This is a genomic window from Paeniglutamicibacter sp. MACA_103, from assembly GCF_045798555.1.
Classification (GTDB): domain Bacteria; phylum Actinomycetota; class Actinomycetes; order Actinomycetales; family Micrococcaceae; genus Paeniglutamicibacter.
In genome coordinates this window covers 33,857-48,295 of sequence record NZ_JBIXLN010000018.1, presented here as the reverse complement: position 1 = coordinate 48,295, position 14,439 = coordinate 33,857, and the positions used below count along the sequence as shown (strand labels likewise).

15 protein-coding genes are annotated in these 14,439 nt (G+C 69.3%); 9 read left to right on the top strand and 6 right to left on the bottom strand.

What is annotated here, in order from left to right; genetic code table 11:
• Positions 1-169: 169 nt before the first annotated feature.
• The 3 genes from ACIPVK_RS10435 to ACIPVK_RS10425 all read left to right on the top strand — a co-directional run bounded on the left by ACIPVK_RS10435 (position 170) and on the right by ACIPVK_RS10425 (position 1,495).
• Positions 170-658, top strand: coding sequence for a GNAT family N-acetyltransferase (locus ACIPVK_RS10435; RefSeq protein WP_407611907.1), 489 nt, complete (start codon positions 170-172; stop codon positions 656-658).
• 50 nt (positions 659-708) lie between these two features.
• Complete coding sequence (locus ACIPVK_RS10430; RefSeq protein WP_407611906.1) at positions 709-1,038, top strand: hypothetical protein; 330 nt, start codon at positions 709-711, stop codon at positions 1,036-1,038.
• A 115-nt stretch (positions 1,039-1,153) separates the two neighbouring features.
• Entirely contained in the window at positions 1,154-1,495 is a 342-nt protein-coding gene (locus tag ACIPVK_RS10425) for a hypothetical protein (RefSeq protein WP_407611905.1), read from the top strand.
• Positions 1,496-1,637: 142 nt separating this feature from the next.
• Here the strand turns inward: ACIPVK_RS10425 and ACIPVK_RS10420 are convergent, their stop codons facing one another.
• From ACIPVK_RS10420 to ACIPVK_RS10395, 6 genes are all read right to left on the bottom strand, one after another.
• Entirely contained in the window at positions 1,638-2,114 is a 477-nt protein-coding gene (locus ACIPVK_RS10420; protein ID WP_407611904.1) for an ATP-dependent endonuclease, read from the bottom strand.
• A gap of 62 nt (positions 2,115-2,176) precedes the next feature.
• Positions 2,177-3,322: a cysteine desulfurase family protein gene (locus ACIPVK_RS10415; protein WP_407611903.1), complete on the bottom strand. Its 1,146-nt coding sequence runs from the start codon at positions 3,320-3,322 to the stop codon at positions 2,177-2,179.
• A 1-nt stretch (position 3,323) separates the two neighbouring features.
• Positions 3,324-4,181: a carboxylating nicotinate-nucleotide diphosphorylase gene (nadC, locus tag ACIPVK_RS10410; protein ID WP_407611946.1), complete on the bottom strand. Its 858-nt coding sequence runs from the start codon at positions 4,179-4,181 to the stop codon at positions 3,324-3,326.
• 43 nt (positions 4,182-4,224) lie between these two features.
• Positions 4,225-5,916 (bottom strand): L-aspartate oxidase, encoded by a 1,692-nt coding sequence (nadB, locus tag ACIPVK_RS10405; RefSeq protein ID WP_407611902.1) that lies wholly within the window; start codon positions 5,914-5,916, stop codon positions 4,225-4,227.
• On the bottom strand, positions 5,913-7,181 hold the full coding sequence (gene nadA, locus ACIPVK_RS10400; protein WP_407611901.1) for a quinolinate synthase NadA: 1,269 nt from the start codon (positions 7,179-7,181) through the stop codon (positions 5,913-5,915). Before nadA ends, nadB begins: the two co-directional genes overlap by 4 nt.
• On the bottom strand, positions 7,178-7,906 hold the full coding sequence (locus ACIPVK_RS10395) for an NUDIX hydrolase (protein ID WP_407611900.1): 729 nt from the start codon (positions 7,904-7,906) through the stop codon (positions 7,178-7,180). The genes nadA and ACIPVK_RS10395 overlap by 4 nt, the downstream gene beginning before the upstream one ends.
• Positions 7,907-8,065: 159 nt before the next feature.
• Here ACIPVK_RS10395 and ACIPVK_RS10390 point away from each other — a divergent pair, with 159 nt between their 5' ends.
• The 6 genes from ACIPVK_RS10390 (at position 8,066) to ACIPVK_RS10365 (ending at position 14,362) form a co-directional block, all read left to right on the top strand.
• Positions 8,066-8,365 carry an ArsR/SmtB family transcription factor gene (locus ACIPVK_RS10390; RefSeq protein WP_407611899.1) on the top strand — a complete coding sequence of 100 codons (300 nt, stop codon included), beginning with the start codon at positions 8,066-8,068 and terminating at the stop codon, positions 8,363-8,365.
• Positions 8,366-8,386: 21 nt separating this feature from the next.
• Positions 8,387-9,355 (top strand): TIGR03086 family metal-binding protein, encoded by a 969-nt coding sequence (locus ACIPVK_RS10385; protein WP_407611898.1) that lies wholly within the window; start codon positions 8,387-8,389, stop codon positions 9,353-9,355.
• A gap of 27 nt (positions 9,356-9,382) precedes the next feature.
• Positions 9,383-9,829 (top strand): SRPBCC family protein, encoded by a 447-nt coding sequence (locus tag ACIPVK_RS10380; RefSeq protein WP_407611897.1) that lies wholly within the window; start codon positions 9,383-9,385, stop codon positions 9,827-9,829.
• A 125-nt stretch (positions 9,830-9,954) separates the two neighbouring features.
• Positions 9,955-10,269: an antibiotic biosynthesis monooxygenase family protein gene (locus ACIPVK_RS10375; RefSeq protein WP_407611896.1), complete on the top strand. Its 315-nt coding sequence runs from the start codon at positions 9,955-9,957 to the stop codon at positions 10,267-10,269.
• Between the two features lie 62 nt (positions 10,270-10,331).
• On the top strand, positions 10,332-11,834 hold the full coding sequence (locus tag ACIPVK_RS10370) for an SWIM zinc finger family protein (RefSeq protein WP_407611895.1): 1,503 nt from the start codon (positions 10,332-10,334) through the stop codon (positions 11,832-11,834).
• Positions 11,831-14,362 (top strand): DUF6493 family protein, encoded by a 2,532-nt coding sequence (locus ACIPVK_RS10365; protein ID WP_407611894.1) that lies wholly within the window; start codon positions 11,831-11,833, stop codon positions 14,360-14,362. The genes ACIPVK_RS10370 and ACIPVK_RS10365 overlap by 4 nt, the downstream gene beginning before the upstream one ends.
• Positions 14,363-14,439 lie beyond the last annotated feature (77 nt).

Here is a 14,439-nt window from a genome sequence, read left to right as displayed (position 1 = left end):
GCCTACCCTCCTCCCGGTTCCCGTGCCTGTCCCCGGCGGCGGTCCCCCGTACCAATGGGAACCGTCGCCTTTATGCGCCACCCTACTCGCGTCCCGGCAGCCAACGACAGGGGGTGGCGGCGGCACCGGTCGCGGCGGCCGTCCCGTGGACGTGGATTAGATTGGGTGGATGGATATTCGAGTTGCGACCGACGACGACTGGCCGGGCCTGTGGCCCATCATCGAGGAGGTCGTCCGCGCCGGCCACACCTACTGCTGGCCCATGGACGCCACCGAGGATGCGTGCCGTTCCTGGTGGATGGGCAAGCCCGGCGGGACCGTCTACGTGGCGGTCGACGAGGACGGCTCCATCGCCGGCACCGCCGAGCTGCACCCCAACCAGCCCGCGGCCGGCTCGCATGTGGCCAACGCCGGGTTCATGGTGGCTTCCCAGGCCTCGGGACGGGGACTCGGGCGCATGCTGGGCCGCCACGTCATCGAGGAGGCGACGGCCCAGGGCTTCACTGCGATGCAGTTCAATGCGGTGGTTGCAACCAACGCCCATGCCATCCGCCTGTGGCAATCCCTGGGTTTCAACATCCTGGCCACGATTCCCGGCGCCTTTGAACACCCCGAGCACGGCCTGGTGGGCCTGAACCTGATGTACCGGTCACTGTAACCTCCCCCATGCAGCCGGGTCGCCGTTCCCCCGAAAGATCATTCGAACACATGTTCGATCATGTTTCGGAGTGCGCGGTGTTCCAACAACGTTGCCGGAGCTGGCCGGTGTCCTGGGCGCTGTTCCCCCACGGTGTGCTGTTCGACGGCATCGGCGAGGTACTGGCAGTGCTGTCCCGAAATGTGGGCCTGCCGGGTGCAATGGGCTGCGGGCGGCGGACGGCCCCGATCAGCCCGATCCCTTCGCAGTGGCGCACGGAGCTGGCCCACACGGCTGCGCGTGTGGAACCTTCGAGGATCAGCAACGATTCCGTTTCCCCTGCCATAACCCTTCTGCCCGGCCCGAAGGTCGGGCACGGCCACGCAATCCCCGCCCTGTGATGGTCCGGTGCAGAAACGGGACTTTGCTGTGTTGCACGGAGCTGCCGCCGGTTGTCGCCGGATAGACTCAGTCGATGGCCGCGGCAGACACTCCGCGCAGGCGTGAGGACGATGAGTGGATAGCGAAGCACAGGTCGATGACCGACCCCTGCGGCACCTGTTGGTTATTGACTGTGTCGTGTCAATCATCCTCCTGGTCGTACAGCCGGTGGTCGCCATCGTGCTCTACTTCCTTGCCGCCCTTGCCGTGTCATCAAGTTTTCACCAAACGCAGTCGGTGCCGCAGTGGGTGGTGACAAGCGTGATCGTCCTGGTTTTCGTCGTCCCGCTCGTAGCGGCGGTTTTCACGATTGCACGGATCGTCAATGACCGCATTGCGTTTTGGGTGCCGTCGCTGGCCATGGCACTGACAACCCTGATGGTCTATTTCCTGTCCGTGTTTGAGGCATCGCACTAGATCCCGTCAGCGCGTTCCCACTCACGATTTCGGCACCCCCTGGTTGGGCCCGTGGCTTTTGCGGTCGTGCTCGGTGCGACCTTGATCGGGAATACTTTCCAGCGCCGAACCTGACACTGAACCGCGCGGGCACCCTGAAGACTCAGAGGCTTGCCAGCAGCGAGGACAGCGGAGCGGGAATGGACTCCAATGACACCGCCTCTGCCAGCAGCCCGGCGTAGCGTGCCTTGTTTCCGCTGCGTCCGCCGAAGAACCGGGCGAGCTGGCGTTCGACGGGCTGCGCGCGCTGGAACGGTTGGGCCTGCAGGCGGCGGAAGGAGCGAAGCTCGTCCTGCCCGGCAATCACCGCCTCGACGCCGTCCACGCCGAGCGCGCGGATGAATTCGGCTTCCAGGTCCGGGTCGCAGACGAACACCGTCTTCAGAACCCTCTCGAAGTCGCGCCTCTCGGCCGCGTCCACCAAGCCGACAAGCCGCTGGCCGTTCAGTTCCCGGGCTGCCCGGCGGGCGCCCTTGGACCCGCCGACGGGAAGCACCCGCGGTTCGGGCAGGCCGAGCCGCCGGGCCAGGGTCTTCACCGCGACGGCGTCGCTTTCGCCTTCAACCAGCACGATCGTCATGCAGACATGGATACCACATCAACGGCCTTCGGCTCCATGGGCGGCGAGGGGCCGGGCCGCTCTCACTCCCCGGCGATGGCCTTGACCGCCGCCACCACGGCGCGGGCGGCGGTGGCGATTTCGGCTTCCTTCACGGTCCGGGTGAAGCTCAGCCGCACCGCGGTGTGCGCGGTGTCCTCGTCGTAGCCCATCGCCAGCAGCACCGTCGAGGCATCGGTGGACCCGGCCGCGCAGGCAGAGCCGGAGGAACACACCACCCCGCGGCGCTCGAGCTCCAGGAGCACCGTCTCGCCGCCGGTCTCGGGAAAGACGAAGGAGACGATGCCGGGGACCCGCCTGGCCGGGTCCCCGGTGAGCCTGGCGCGGATCCGCCCCTCGGTGTTCAGCCCCTTGAGCACGGTGTCGATGAAATGCCGTCCGTAGCCGTCGGCGATGCCGCCGGTGTTGGCCGCCGCGGCCAGGGACAGTGCGGTGGCACTGGCCACGGCGCCGGCCACGTTTTCGGTTCCCGAGCGGCGTTCGCGTTCCTGCCCCCCGCCGTGCACCAGCGGTTCCAGGGCCAGCTTGCCGCGGACCATCAGCAGCCCGGCGCCCTTGAGCCCGCCGATCTTGTGCCCGGAGATGCTCAGCGCATCGACGTGCGCGGCAATCGCGCCCATGTCCAGCCAGCCGGCAGCCTGCACCCCGTCGCAATGCACCAGGGCGCCGACCGCGTGGGCCGCGGCGGCGGCTTCGGCCACGGGCTGGATGGTGCCGACCTCGTTGTTCACCGCCATCACGGACACCAGCGTGGTGTCAGGGCGCAGCAGCTTGGTGAACGCGTCCAGGTCCAGGATGCCGCGTTCGTCGACGGGGGCGACGTCGAGTTCGAAGCCGTGGTGGCGCACCAGGTACGCGCATGCCTCGGCCACGGCGGGGTGCTCGATGGCGGAGTGGATCAGGTGGCGACCGCGCGGGTTGCCAAGCGCAAGGCCCTTGATCGCCAGGTTGTTGGACTCGGTGCCCCCGGAGGTGAAGACCACGTCCCCGGTGCGCACGCCCAGCACGTTGGCCGCGGTCTCGCGGGCGTAGTCCAGGGCACGCTTGGCCGTTTGGCCCATCGAGTGGGTGCTGGAGGGGTTGCCGTAGTCGCTGGTCAGCAGCGGGATGATGACATCCAGCACGTCCTGGCGCACGGGGGTGGTGGCCGCCGCATCGAGGTAGATCAAGTCAGTTCGCTTCCATCCTGATGTCCAGGCCGAGGTCAAGGGCGCGCACCGAGTGGGTCAGGGCGCCGGAGGAAATGACGTCGACCCCGGTGGCGGCGATGGCCGCCACGGTCTCCAGCTTAACGTTGCCCGAGGCCTCCACGAGCGCGGCGCCGGCGATCCGGCGCACCCCGGTGGCCAGGTCGGCGATGCTGAAGTTGTCCAGCATGATGGTGTCCACCCCGGCTGCGAGCACCGCGTCGAGCTGCTCCAGCGAGTCGATCTCCACCTCGAAGTGCACGGTGTGGCCCAGGGACGCACGAGCCTTGCGCAGCGCGTTGGTCAGCTCCGAGCCCTTTCCCAGCAGGGCGAGGTGGTTGTCCTTGGCCATGACGGCCTCGGAGAGGTTGTCGCGGTGGTTGTGCCCGCCGCCGCAGCGCACCGCGTAGCGCTCCAGCACGCGCAGCCCCGGGGTGGTCTTGCGGGTGTCCACGATCCGGGCGCCGGTCCCGGCCGCGGCGGCCACGTAGGCGGCGGTGGCGGTGGCGATGCCGCTCAGGCGCTGGAGCAGGTTCAGCCCCACGCGTTCCCCGGCCAGCAGACCGCGGGCCGGGCCGGTGACGGTGACCAACGTGTCCCCGGCGGCGAAGGCATCCCCGTCGGCGAGCGCGGGCGCCAGCTCCAGGGCGGGGTCACTGAGCTTCATGGCCGCGATGAAGGCATCCAGGCCGGCGCAGATGCCCGGTTCGCGGGCGATGACCGCGGCGGTGGCGGTGGTGTGCGCGGGGATCAGCGTGTTCCCGGTGAGGTCCCCGCGGGGGTTGTCCTCCTCCAGGGCCGCCAGGACGATTTTCTCGATGACGCGCGCGGGAACCGGCATCGCGGTGGCGGTGCGGGAAAGTGCGGGGGCGGGGGCGGGGGTGCTAGACAAGGGTCTTCGTCCTTAGGCTCGGGGTGGGGGCGGCAGCGGGCAGGGCCCGGGCGTTGCGGGGCAGGTGGCCGTTGACCGGTTGCGGGGAGGCGATGGCGTCGGAGCGGTAGTGCGCGCCGATCGAATTGTCCCGCTCCAGTGCGGCGGTGGCGATGAGCGTGGCGAGGGTGAGCAGGTTGGCGCGCTCATGCGCGGCGCGGTCCTTTCCGGTGGCGCGCCAGCGTGCCAGTTGCGCCAGGGCGGTGCGCAGGCCCTCGGCGGTGCGCTCGACGCCCAGGTGCGCCTGTGCCAGGTCCTGCAGCGCGGAAAGCTCGACTTCCTCGGTGGCGGTTTCGTCCAGGTCGTGGTCGAGGCCAACGGTTTGCGCTGCTCCGGCGGGCCGGGCGGCAATCATCTTGATGACCGCGCCGTTGCTCACGGCACCGGCCAGGGCGGTGGCGGCCGCGGCGTCGGCGGGCAGGTTCACCACGGTGCGCCAGGCGAAGACGAGTCCCTCGAGCAGCGAGTTGGAGGCCAGCCGGTTGGCGCCGTGCACGCCGGTGCAGGCGGTCTCTCCCGCGGCGAAGAGCCCGGGCAGCGTGCTGGCGCCGGTGTCGTTGGTGAGGATCCCGCCCATCCAGTAGTGGGCGGCCGGGGTGACGGGGACCGGTTCGGCGGCCAGGTCGTAGCCCAGCTTTGCGAGTTCCTTGGTGATGGAGGGGAAGCGTCGGGGCAGGAACCCGGCACCGTGCCTGGCCTCCACGCCGCGGGCGTCCAGGTGGACCGTGCCCCCCTGGGCGCGCACGGCGTGGATGGCGCGGGCCACCACGTCGCGGGGAGCCAGTTCAGCATCGGGGTGGATGTCCTGCATGAAGCGCTTGCCGTGCTCGTCAAGGAGCACGGCTCCCTCCCCGCGCACGGCCTCGGAGACCATGAAGCCGCCGGGGCTGACCAGGGTGGGGTGGAACTGGATGAATTCGGCATCGGCCATCATCGCGCCGGCCCGGTAGGCCAGGGCGGCCCCGTCGCCGGTGGCGCCCTGCGGATTGGTGGTGGCGGCAAAGAGCTGTCCCGCCCCGCCGGTGGCCAGCAGCACTGCACGGGCGGGCAGGTCCTCGCCGGCCCCGTCCGCCCCGAGCACGCGCACGCCGGTGACCAGCGTGGTTGCATCGTCCGTGGCCGGGTCGGCGTACGGGTTCTCCTCGGTGAGCAAGTCGGTGACGAAGGCATGCTCACGGATTTCCAGCCGCCCGGCCGCCTGCTGCGCGCGGCAGGCAAGGATCAGCGCACTGGCCAGCCCCTTGCCGGTGGCGTCCCCGCCGGCGTGCAGGATCCGCGGGTGCGCGTGCGCGGCCTCCAGGCCCAGGGAAAAGGCGCCGGAGGCGTCGGTGTCGAATTCGGCACCGAAGTCCACGAGCCGGCGCACGTGTCCCCACGCGGAGGTGCACATGATCGCCACCGCGTCCGCGTCGTTCAATTGCGCCCCGGCGGTGAGCGTGTCGGCGATGTGGCTGGCGATCGAGTCCCCTGCTGCCGCCCCCGACGGGCCCACGGCGCTCAGCCCGCCCTGGGCGTACCAGGAGTTGGAGTCCTCCAGCTTGTCCTTGGTCAGCAGCGTGACGGAGAGTCCGCGGACGGCGGCGGTCAGTGCGGCGTAGAGCCCTGCGACCCCGGAGCCCACGACGACAAGCTCGGTGCCGTTCACGGCCGTGCCGCCAGCATCCGCTCCAGGGCCACCTTCGCGTCGGCCGCGACCTCCGCGGGCACGGTGATCTGGTTCAGCACGACCCCGTCCACCAGGGCCTCGAGCACCCAGGCGAGATAGCCGGGGTGGATCCGGTACATGGTGGAGCAGGGGCAGATCACCGGGTCCAGGCAGAAGATGGTGTGCTCGGGGTGCTGCGCGGCCAGCCGGTTGACCATGTTGATCTCGGTGGCGATGCCGAAGACCGAACCGGCCGGCGCGTTGGCCACTGCCTTCTGGATGTAGTCGGTGGATCCTGCCTCGTCGGCCGCGTCCACCACCGGCATCGGGCACTCCGGGTGCGCCAGGATCCGCACCCCGGGGTGCTCGGCGCGGGCCCGCTCGATCTGGGCGACGGTGAAGCGCTTGTGCACCGAGCAGAACCCGTGCCACAGGATGACCTTCGAATCGAGCATCACCTGGGCGTCGTTGCCGCCCAGGGGCTTGCGCGGGTTCCACATCGGCATCTGTTCCAGCGGCACGCCCATGGCCTTGGCCGTGTTGCGGCCCAGGTGCTGGTCCGGAAAGAAGAGCACGCGGCGGCCGCGCTCGAACGCCCACTCGAGCACCGTGGCGGCGTTGGAGGAGGTGCACACGATCCCGCCGTGCTTGCCCACGAAGGCCTTGAGCGCGGCAGAGCAGTTCATGTAGGTCACCGGGATGACCGCGGCCTTGCCGTCCTCCGTCTTTTCATCCGCATAGAGGTCCATGAGCTGTTCCCAGCATTCCTCGACGGAGGATTCGTCGGCCATGTCCGCCATCGAGCAGCCGGCGGCCAGGTTGGGCAGGATGACCTTTTGATCGTCGGTGGAGAGCACGTCGGCGGTCTCGGCCATGAAGTGCACGCCGCAGAAGACGATGTACTCGGCCTTTTCGCGGGTCAGCGCGGCGTTGGCCAGCTGGAAGGAATCCCCCACGAAGTCGGCGAAGCGCACGACCTCGTCGCGCTGGTAGTGGTGGCCCAGGACCACCAGGCGCTCGCCGAGCTTTTCCTTGGCCGCCAGGATGCGGGAGGTGAGCTCCTCGTCGGAGGCCTCGCGGTACTCGGCCGGGATATCCCCCTGGCGCGGGGTGGCGGCCGGGGCCACGTCCTGCTGCGAGGCGCCCGGTCCGTAGTCCGCCTCGCCGTTGTCGAAGAGCCAGGGGCCCTTGGTCAGGTCGGTGTTGCAGCTGGCCTCGGGCGAAACGAGTTTCAGGGTCTGCAGGGTGGCGTTGATGCTGCTCATGAGATGTTCTCGCTCTCAAGGGGGTGGGTGGTTGAGCCGGTGTAGCGATAAAGGCGCGGGGGGCGGTGCTTGCCGCCGGAGAGGAATTCGTCGGTTTCCGCGATATCGGGGGTGCTGCGCAACGTCCGGCGGAAGTTCGCCGGGTCCAGCTCCTTGTCCAGCACGGCCTCGTAGACCTCGCGGACCTGGGCGAGGGTGAAGCGCTCGCCGAGCAGCCGGTGGGCGATCGAGCCGTACTCGACCTTGTTGCGCAGCCGCCAGAGCGCGTACTCGATGATTTGGCGGTGGTCGAAGGCCAGGTTTCCCAGCACCTCGGGGTCATCGGCGCGGAACCAGGCGACGTTGGGGTCATCGAGCAGGACCGAGGTGGCGGTGTCGTGGGGGTCGTCCTCGCGGACCAGCGCCCAGTAGACGATGGAGACCACCCGGCGGGTGGGCGAGCGGTCCAGGTCGCCGAACGCGTAGAGCTGTTCGAGGTAGCGCGGGACCAGCCCGGTGGTGTCGCGCAGGTTGTTCGCCGCGGCGTCCAGCAGCGAGTCTCGGGGCCCGAGCGGGCCGCCGGGCAGTGCCCACTGGCCGCGGAAGGGTTCGCGGGTGCGGCGGACCAGGGGAAGCCACAGGCTTTTGCGCCCGGTGCGTTCGTCGTCGCGCAGCGAGAAGATCACCGTGGACACGGCCAGGGCCGGCGGTTGTTCGCGGCGTTCCGCCACGTTCGAAAACGGCAACCGATCCACCTTCCTAGTTAGTGTCATGTTGACCAGAACTAAGAATACGGTGCCGCGCGGCCCGCCACAAGCCCTGTGACGCGGAATACCGGCGAGAAGTCGACGCCCGTGGCAGCAAAGGGGTTGCGCAATACGTTAGTGAGCGCTAACGTATCTTTTGTGCCTGACGTTCTGGAAACCGCCGCTGAACCCACCAGGCGCGCCCTGCTCCAAATCCTTGCCGACGGGGAACGCACCGTCAGCGAACTGGCCGAACGCTTCCCCGTGACCCGCTCGGCCATCTCCCAACACCTGCTGCTGCTGGCAGAGGTCGGACTGGTCACGGCCCGGAAAGAGGGCCGCAACCGGTATTACCGGCTTGACCCTGCCGGGATGGCCACGTTGCGCCGGGCGCTGGAGTCGTTCTGGACTTCGGAGCTGGACCTGCTGGTGGCCGAGGCCACGGGCCTGCAATCTTAAAAAACACCAAGGAGATTCCCCATGTCCATTGAAAAGTCCGTTTTCCTTCCGATCGATCCCGAGGCAGCCTTCGAACTGGTGACCCGGCCCGAGCGGCTACGCCGCTGGCAAACCGTCGCCGCCCGCATGGACCTGCGCGCCGGCGGCGAATACCGCTGGACCATCACCCCCGGCCATTCGGCTGCCGGGCAGATCACGGAGGTCGAGCCCGGCAAGCGCCTGGTCTTTGACTGGGGCTGGGAGGGCAGCGAATCCGCGACCTCGACCGTCACCATCACCCTGGAGCCGGCCGACGGCGGCACCAAGCTCACCCTGCTGCACGAGGGCCTGGCCCCCGAGGAAGTCGCCGGACACACCGAGGGCTGGAACCACTTCATGGACCGGCTGGTCCGCTTCGCCACCGACGGCGACGCAGGAGCCGACGACTGGGCGGCACTTCCGGACCCGATCAACGAGCTCAGCAGCGCCGAGGCCACGCTGGCCATCGTCCAGCGCGTCCTGCACCAGCTCAAGCCGACCGACAACGGCCTGCCCACGCCGTGCGAAAACTTCAGCGTCACCCAGCTGGTGGACCACCTGGTCGGTTCCGTCGCCGGCATCGGGAAGGCCCTGGGCCTGGAACTGCTCGATGACCCGTCCGCCTCGGCCGAGGCCCGCGTGGCCGACGCCGCACAGGCGACGCTCGAGGCGTTCACCAAGCGTGGCTTGGAGGGCACCATCGACATGGGCTTCGCCGAACTGCCCGCCACCATGGTCGCGAACATCCTGAACCTCGAGTTCCTGGTCCACGCCTGGGACCTGGCCACGGCCACCGGAGCCGAGCTGGAGGTCGCCCCGGGACTCTCTGACTACGTCCTGTCGCTGGCTCGCAACACCATCAGCCCGCAGATGCGCGGCGCCAGCTTTGCCGAGGAGACCCTGGTCGACGAATCCGCCGCCAGCCTCGATCGCCTGGTTGCCTTCACCGGCCGGGAAGTTTCCGCCCGCTGAGCGGGCCGGAACACCTAAGGAGCGCCAATGGTCGACGTCAAGTGCGAGATCGTGATCCAGCGGCCGCGCGCGGCCGTGGCCGGGTTCGCGGCCGATCCCGACAATGCACCCACGTGGTATGCAAACATCGGCTCGGCCGTTCACCGCGGCGGCCCGCCCGTGGGCGTCGGCACGCTCGTGGATTTCGGGGCCCGCTTCCTGGGGCGCGAGCTGAAGTACACCTACGAGTTCATCGAGTGGGTGCCCGGCAGCAGGCTGGTCATGCGCACCTCCCAGGGACCCTTCCCCATGCAAACCACCTACACGTGGAGCGACGAGGGCTCGGCAACCCGCATGGTGCTGGCCAACACCGGCGAGCCGGCAGGCTTTTCCAAGGTGGCCGGCTTCCTGATGGCCCCCATGATGCGCCGGGCCATGGGCAAGGACCTGAGGAAGCTCAAGGCCCTGCTCGAATCCGGAGCAGCGGACCGCTGACCCGCAGATCGCTGCGCCCACCCCGGCTCCCGTGCCGGGGTGGGCGCAGCGGTGTTGTGGCGCGGACACACAGGTCCGCGACTCCGTTTCGCGTCGGTGCGCGCCACTGGTGCAGACTGGGAACCATGATCACCGAACACGCATTGTTGCCAGTCATCGCCGGAATGGAAGAGGAATTCATGGCCGCCTTCGAACAGGCGCGCCCGCTCATCTCCGCCACCGATGGCTACCTCGGCCTACAGCTCTCACGCAGCATCGAGACCCCCAACCATTTCCTCCTGCTGGTCTCCTGGGAGTCGGTCGAAGCCCACACCATAGGCTTCCGGGGTTCGGCGAACTACCTGGAATGGAAGCGCCTGCTTCACCGCTTCTACGAGCCGTTCCCGGTGGTCGAGCATTTTCAGGCGCTCGAACACCTATCGGCCGACCGTCTCGGTTAGCATGGGACCAATGAGCCCACGCGGCCTCCCGCAGGTGGCCATCGCGAGAAGGTGACCCGTCCATGAGCACACCCCTCACGACCCCGGAATTTCCCGGCCGGCAGTCGGTCGAGCAGTGCTACCGGTATGGCCGAGTCTCGATCCTGGAGGACCAGGCGGGGACGGCCCGCATGCACCTGGCCACCAGCGGCGGGATGGACGCGAACCGAACGCCGGTTGCCAATCCGTATTTCTACGCCGGGTTCCCCGCGAATCCCCTGGCCGTGGCCGAGGCCCTGCTCGTGGTGGCCAGGGTAGCCCGTACCCGGTTCTACGTGCCGCCCGGAATGCTCGCCGCCATCCTGCGCGCGGCGGATCCGGTCATCACCTCGACGCCCGCGGGGTTGCGCTTCGAATCCTTCAGCGCCTGCTGCGGTGTCCACGCCCGGCTCGATATCCCGGCCGCATCGCTGGACACCGAGTTCACGGCCGGCGGAGTGACGAACATCGACATCAACCCACCCCTGCGCCAGGCGCTGGCCGGGCTTCGCCACGGCGAACCCCTGCACCTGGCCATCGGCGAAGCCGAAGTGCGGGTGCGCACCATGGATTCCGAGCGGACCGAGGAACGGGTCGAGCTGCCGAACCGCTGGCTCAGGGGCCTGTGCGAGGTCCAGGCCTCGGGCACCGCAATGAAACTGCGTCACGAGCTGGGGCCCGCGGAAGCCAAGCGCTTCATCGGATCCCTGCCCCGCACCAGCTCCACCGGCACGGTGTTGTGGGCCGCCCGGGCAGCCCGATCTCTGCGCACGGCCTCGCGGCCCGCCCCGGGAGCCGTGTGCCTCGCCGGTCCCGAACGCCTGTTGGCCCTTGGGCCGTTGTTGCGTTTTGCCACGGGCCTGCGCGCCTACGGACCGGACATCGATGCCGGGTCGCTGCCCGCGGCGAGCTGCTGGGTGCTGGACATGCCCGGCGCCCGCCTGAGCCTGACGCTCAGCCCAGGGAAGTCGCGCGGGTTTTCCGGCGAGGGCGGGGTGCTGCACCGGCTGTCCTCCGCCTCGGCTCCCCGGGATGCATTGCTTCTCGACGCTGCCCTGGCCCTCGATTCCTCCATCGACATCCCGGAGCTGGGCCGGCGAACAGGGCTCCGCATACCTGCGGTGACGGACGCGCTCGCGGTGCTGGCAATCTCCGGGCAGGTCGGCTTCGACGTCGCCGAAGGAAGCTACTTCCATCGCCCCCTGCCCCTGGACACCGCCTTCGCGACGGGACAGAACCCTCGCCTGGCCGACGCGCAGAGGCTGGTGTCCCTCGAAGCCGTACGGCCCCTGCCGGCCGCGTGGGGCGAACCGCGCGGCGGGGCGGACGGCCGTGGGTTCACGGTGCATTCGGGTGGCAACGAGTACGTGGTGCATCAGCGGGACGGCGGATCCGACAGCTGCAGCTGTCCCTGGTTTGCAACCCACCGCGACGGGCGCGGCCCCTGCAAGCACATCCTGGCCACCCGCATCGTGCACCCGGGGACCGGGTTTCCGGCAACGGGTGCAGCCCGCACACCCCAGGTGCCCGGCGGGCTGGAACCGTGAGCAGGCGGCCCTACCAGTGGTGGGAATTCGACCAGGACCTCGATGACCTGGTTGGGCGGCCGGGCACCGATCTGGCGTCCCTGAATGAGCAGCTGCTCAAGGTCACCGACCCCGCCGAGCCCACGGCGTACGCCGAGAAAGACATCCGGGAGCTGTCAAGGAGATGGACGCAGCGCCGGGACTTCGTGTCCGTGCGGCTGGCCGAACTCTTCCACCGCGTGCAATTGGCGCACGACGACGACTACGTCCTGGCGGCCGTGGGCCACCTCGGCGGACGCTCCGACACCGGCGGGGTCCGGAAGTTCATGCTGAGGCACGACGACTACCTGCGCGAACATGTTTTCTGGCGGTTCTTCGAGGTGGAGGGCGGCGGGGAGATCTCCCTGGCAAACGTCGACAAGTACAGCGACGAGAACCATACCTGGACGGCTACCATCCTGGCGCTGGTAGCCGAGGGAACCCTCGAGCGATCGCGCGTGCTGCGCAGCTGCCTCGAGGCGTTGAACCGGGATTTCTCCGCCTACCGCGCCGGCTGGTTTTCCAGGCTGCATGACGCACTGGCGCCCGACGCCGCCGAAGCCCGAAACAACCAGGGCGAGCTGCTCCGCCTGCTGGCCTCGAACAATTCCGCCACCACGGCGCTGGCGGTGCGGCAAGCACAACTGTTGCACCGGGCGGGAACGCTTGATTCCGAGGGGTTCATCCGCCATGCCGCGCCCGCCCTTGCCGCCCCCAAGACCTCGGCGCTGAAGGTCCTGGCCATTCTTCGGTCCCTGGCCGGCAACGCTGCAGGCGTTGCCGGGACCCGGCTTTTTGCCGCCGCCCAAGTGGGGATGGACCACCCACACCACGACGTGCAGCGGGCGGCCACCGCCTTGCTGGCGGATTTCGGCCGGGATGACCTGCTGCGTGCCGGGTCGCGGGGTTTGTCGCCCGCCGTGTCCATCGAGTTCGCAGCGCACCTGCCCCGGGCCGCTTCCTCCGGGTCCCCGGATGCCCTCGCCTCCCCGGCGGGACCAACCGGTGCTGAGGTGCCGCGGCAACCGCCGTGGCCGCACCCCGTTCCGGTGCCCGACTGGGCCGAGTCCGAGATGCCGGAGCACCTGGCAGGGCTACTGGAAAATCCCGGCGACCCGGTTGCCTTCGAATTGGCCCTGTCCCGGCTGGCCTCCCGGGACGCCTGCGAACTGTTGCGCCCGTTGGCCCGGCGTGCGGCCAAACTCGGCGGGGACAACGAAAACGTGGTGGCGGAACTGATCCTTGCCGGTGCCGGTCCGGACTTCAGGTTCAAGCCGCCGACGCGCGTGCGGCGCTCGGGGCAAGACCGGGAGCCGACGGTTTCCTGGCCCGAAGACCGCTCGATCGTTCCGGTGCTGTACAAGCGGGTCCGGGAAGTCGTGGAGATCCTGCAGGCACGCGCGGAGCCCCGGGTGCTGCTGGCGACGCCCACCGCAACATGCGGCTGGATCGAGCCCGCCGCGCTGGTTGCCCGTTTCCTGGCCAACGACGCGGCAGGCATGGAGCCCCTTCATTTCGACACCCTGGCCGCGTTGCTGCGCCTGGCACCGGAGAATCGTCCCGCCGCACTCGAACAACTGCAAAAGGCCGATGTCCGCCCCGCGGGCACGGAGGCCGGCCACGCCATGGCGTACGCCTTGGGCGGCCCGCCGGCGGCAATCAACAACGCAGCCTGGTGGGTGGCCGCCGCACGGGCCCGCGCGCCGTTTGCCATTGACGGCCACCTGCTGGAGGCGGGACTGGCAGTCGCGGGACAGGGGCACCCCGCCACCCTCCGCCTCCGCTGGAAATCCGAGACCTCGACGTTCAAGGATGGCGGGAAGCTGCGGAGCTACACCTGGTGGAAGGTCAAGGCCGACGCAGGTCCCCCCGGCCGGGCGTCAGCGGAGTTCCCCAGCATCATTCCGTCCGCCACCGACGCCTTCCAGGTTGCCTCCGCACTGGAAATCCGCCAAAGCGCGATGGAGTTCCCGCCCAGCACCCTGTCGCTGGCCGCCGCGTCCGTCTCCTGGCTGAACCGCGCGATGGAGACACCCGACCCGGAGGTGGAGGATGCCGTCCTGGCCGCACTGGAGGTGCATGCCGGACGGTGGGAGGGGCCGACCGCCGAACTCCTGGCCTTGGGCCTGGCCGCCAGGCGGGCCGAGGTCCGCATCCGTGCCTCCGAGCTGTTCGCGCTGGCGATCCCGGAGCGCATGGGAGCAGAACCCTTTGCCGCAGCCCTGGCGCACTGTGCCCGGGCATGCGTCCTTTCGCGCTGGGCCGCGTCGCTGGCAGATGCCGCCGGCATCTCCGGCTCCGCGGCCACCGCGACCCGCGAGGTGCTCGCCCATTTGCTGCCCCGCTTGGAACATGCCCAGCACGGCGTCGGCAGGCTCCTGGGCGTGTATCTGGAGGAAAGCATCCGCGCGCATGTCCCGCCGGAGTCCACGGCACTGCGCGCCTGGCTGGAGGGTTTTTCCGGCACCTCCATCGCGGCACGGAACGCCAAAGGACTCCTGGCGCTGTAGGAGTCGCTCCCCATGGACCGGCGGGCGCCGGCCCGGCTCACCTCCGGGGCGTCGAAGCAACTCGCCAAGCCACCACT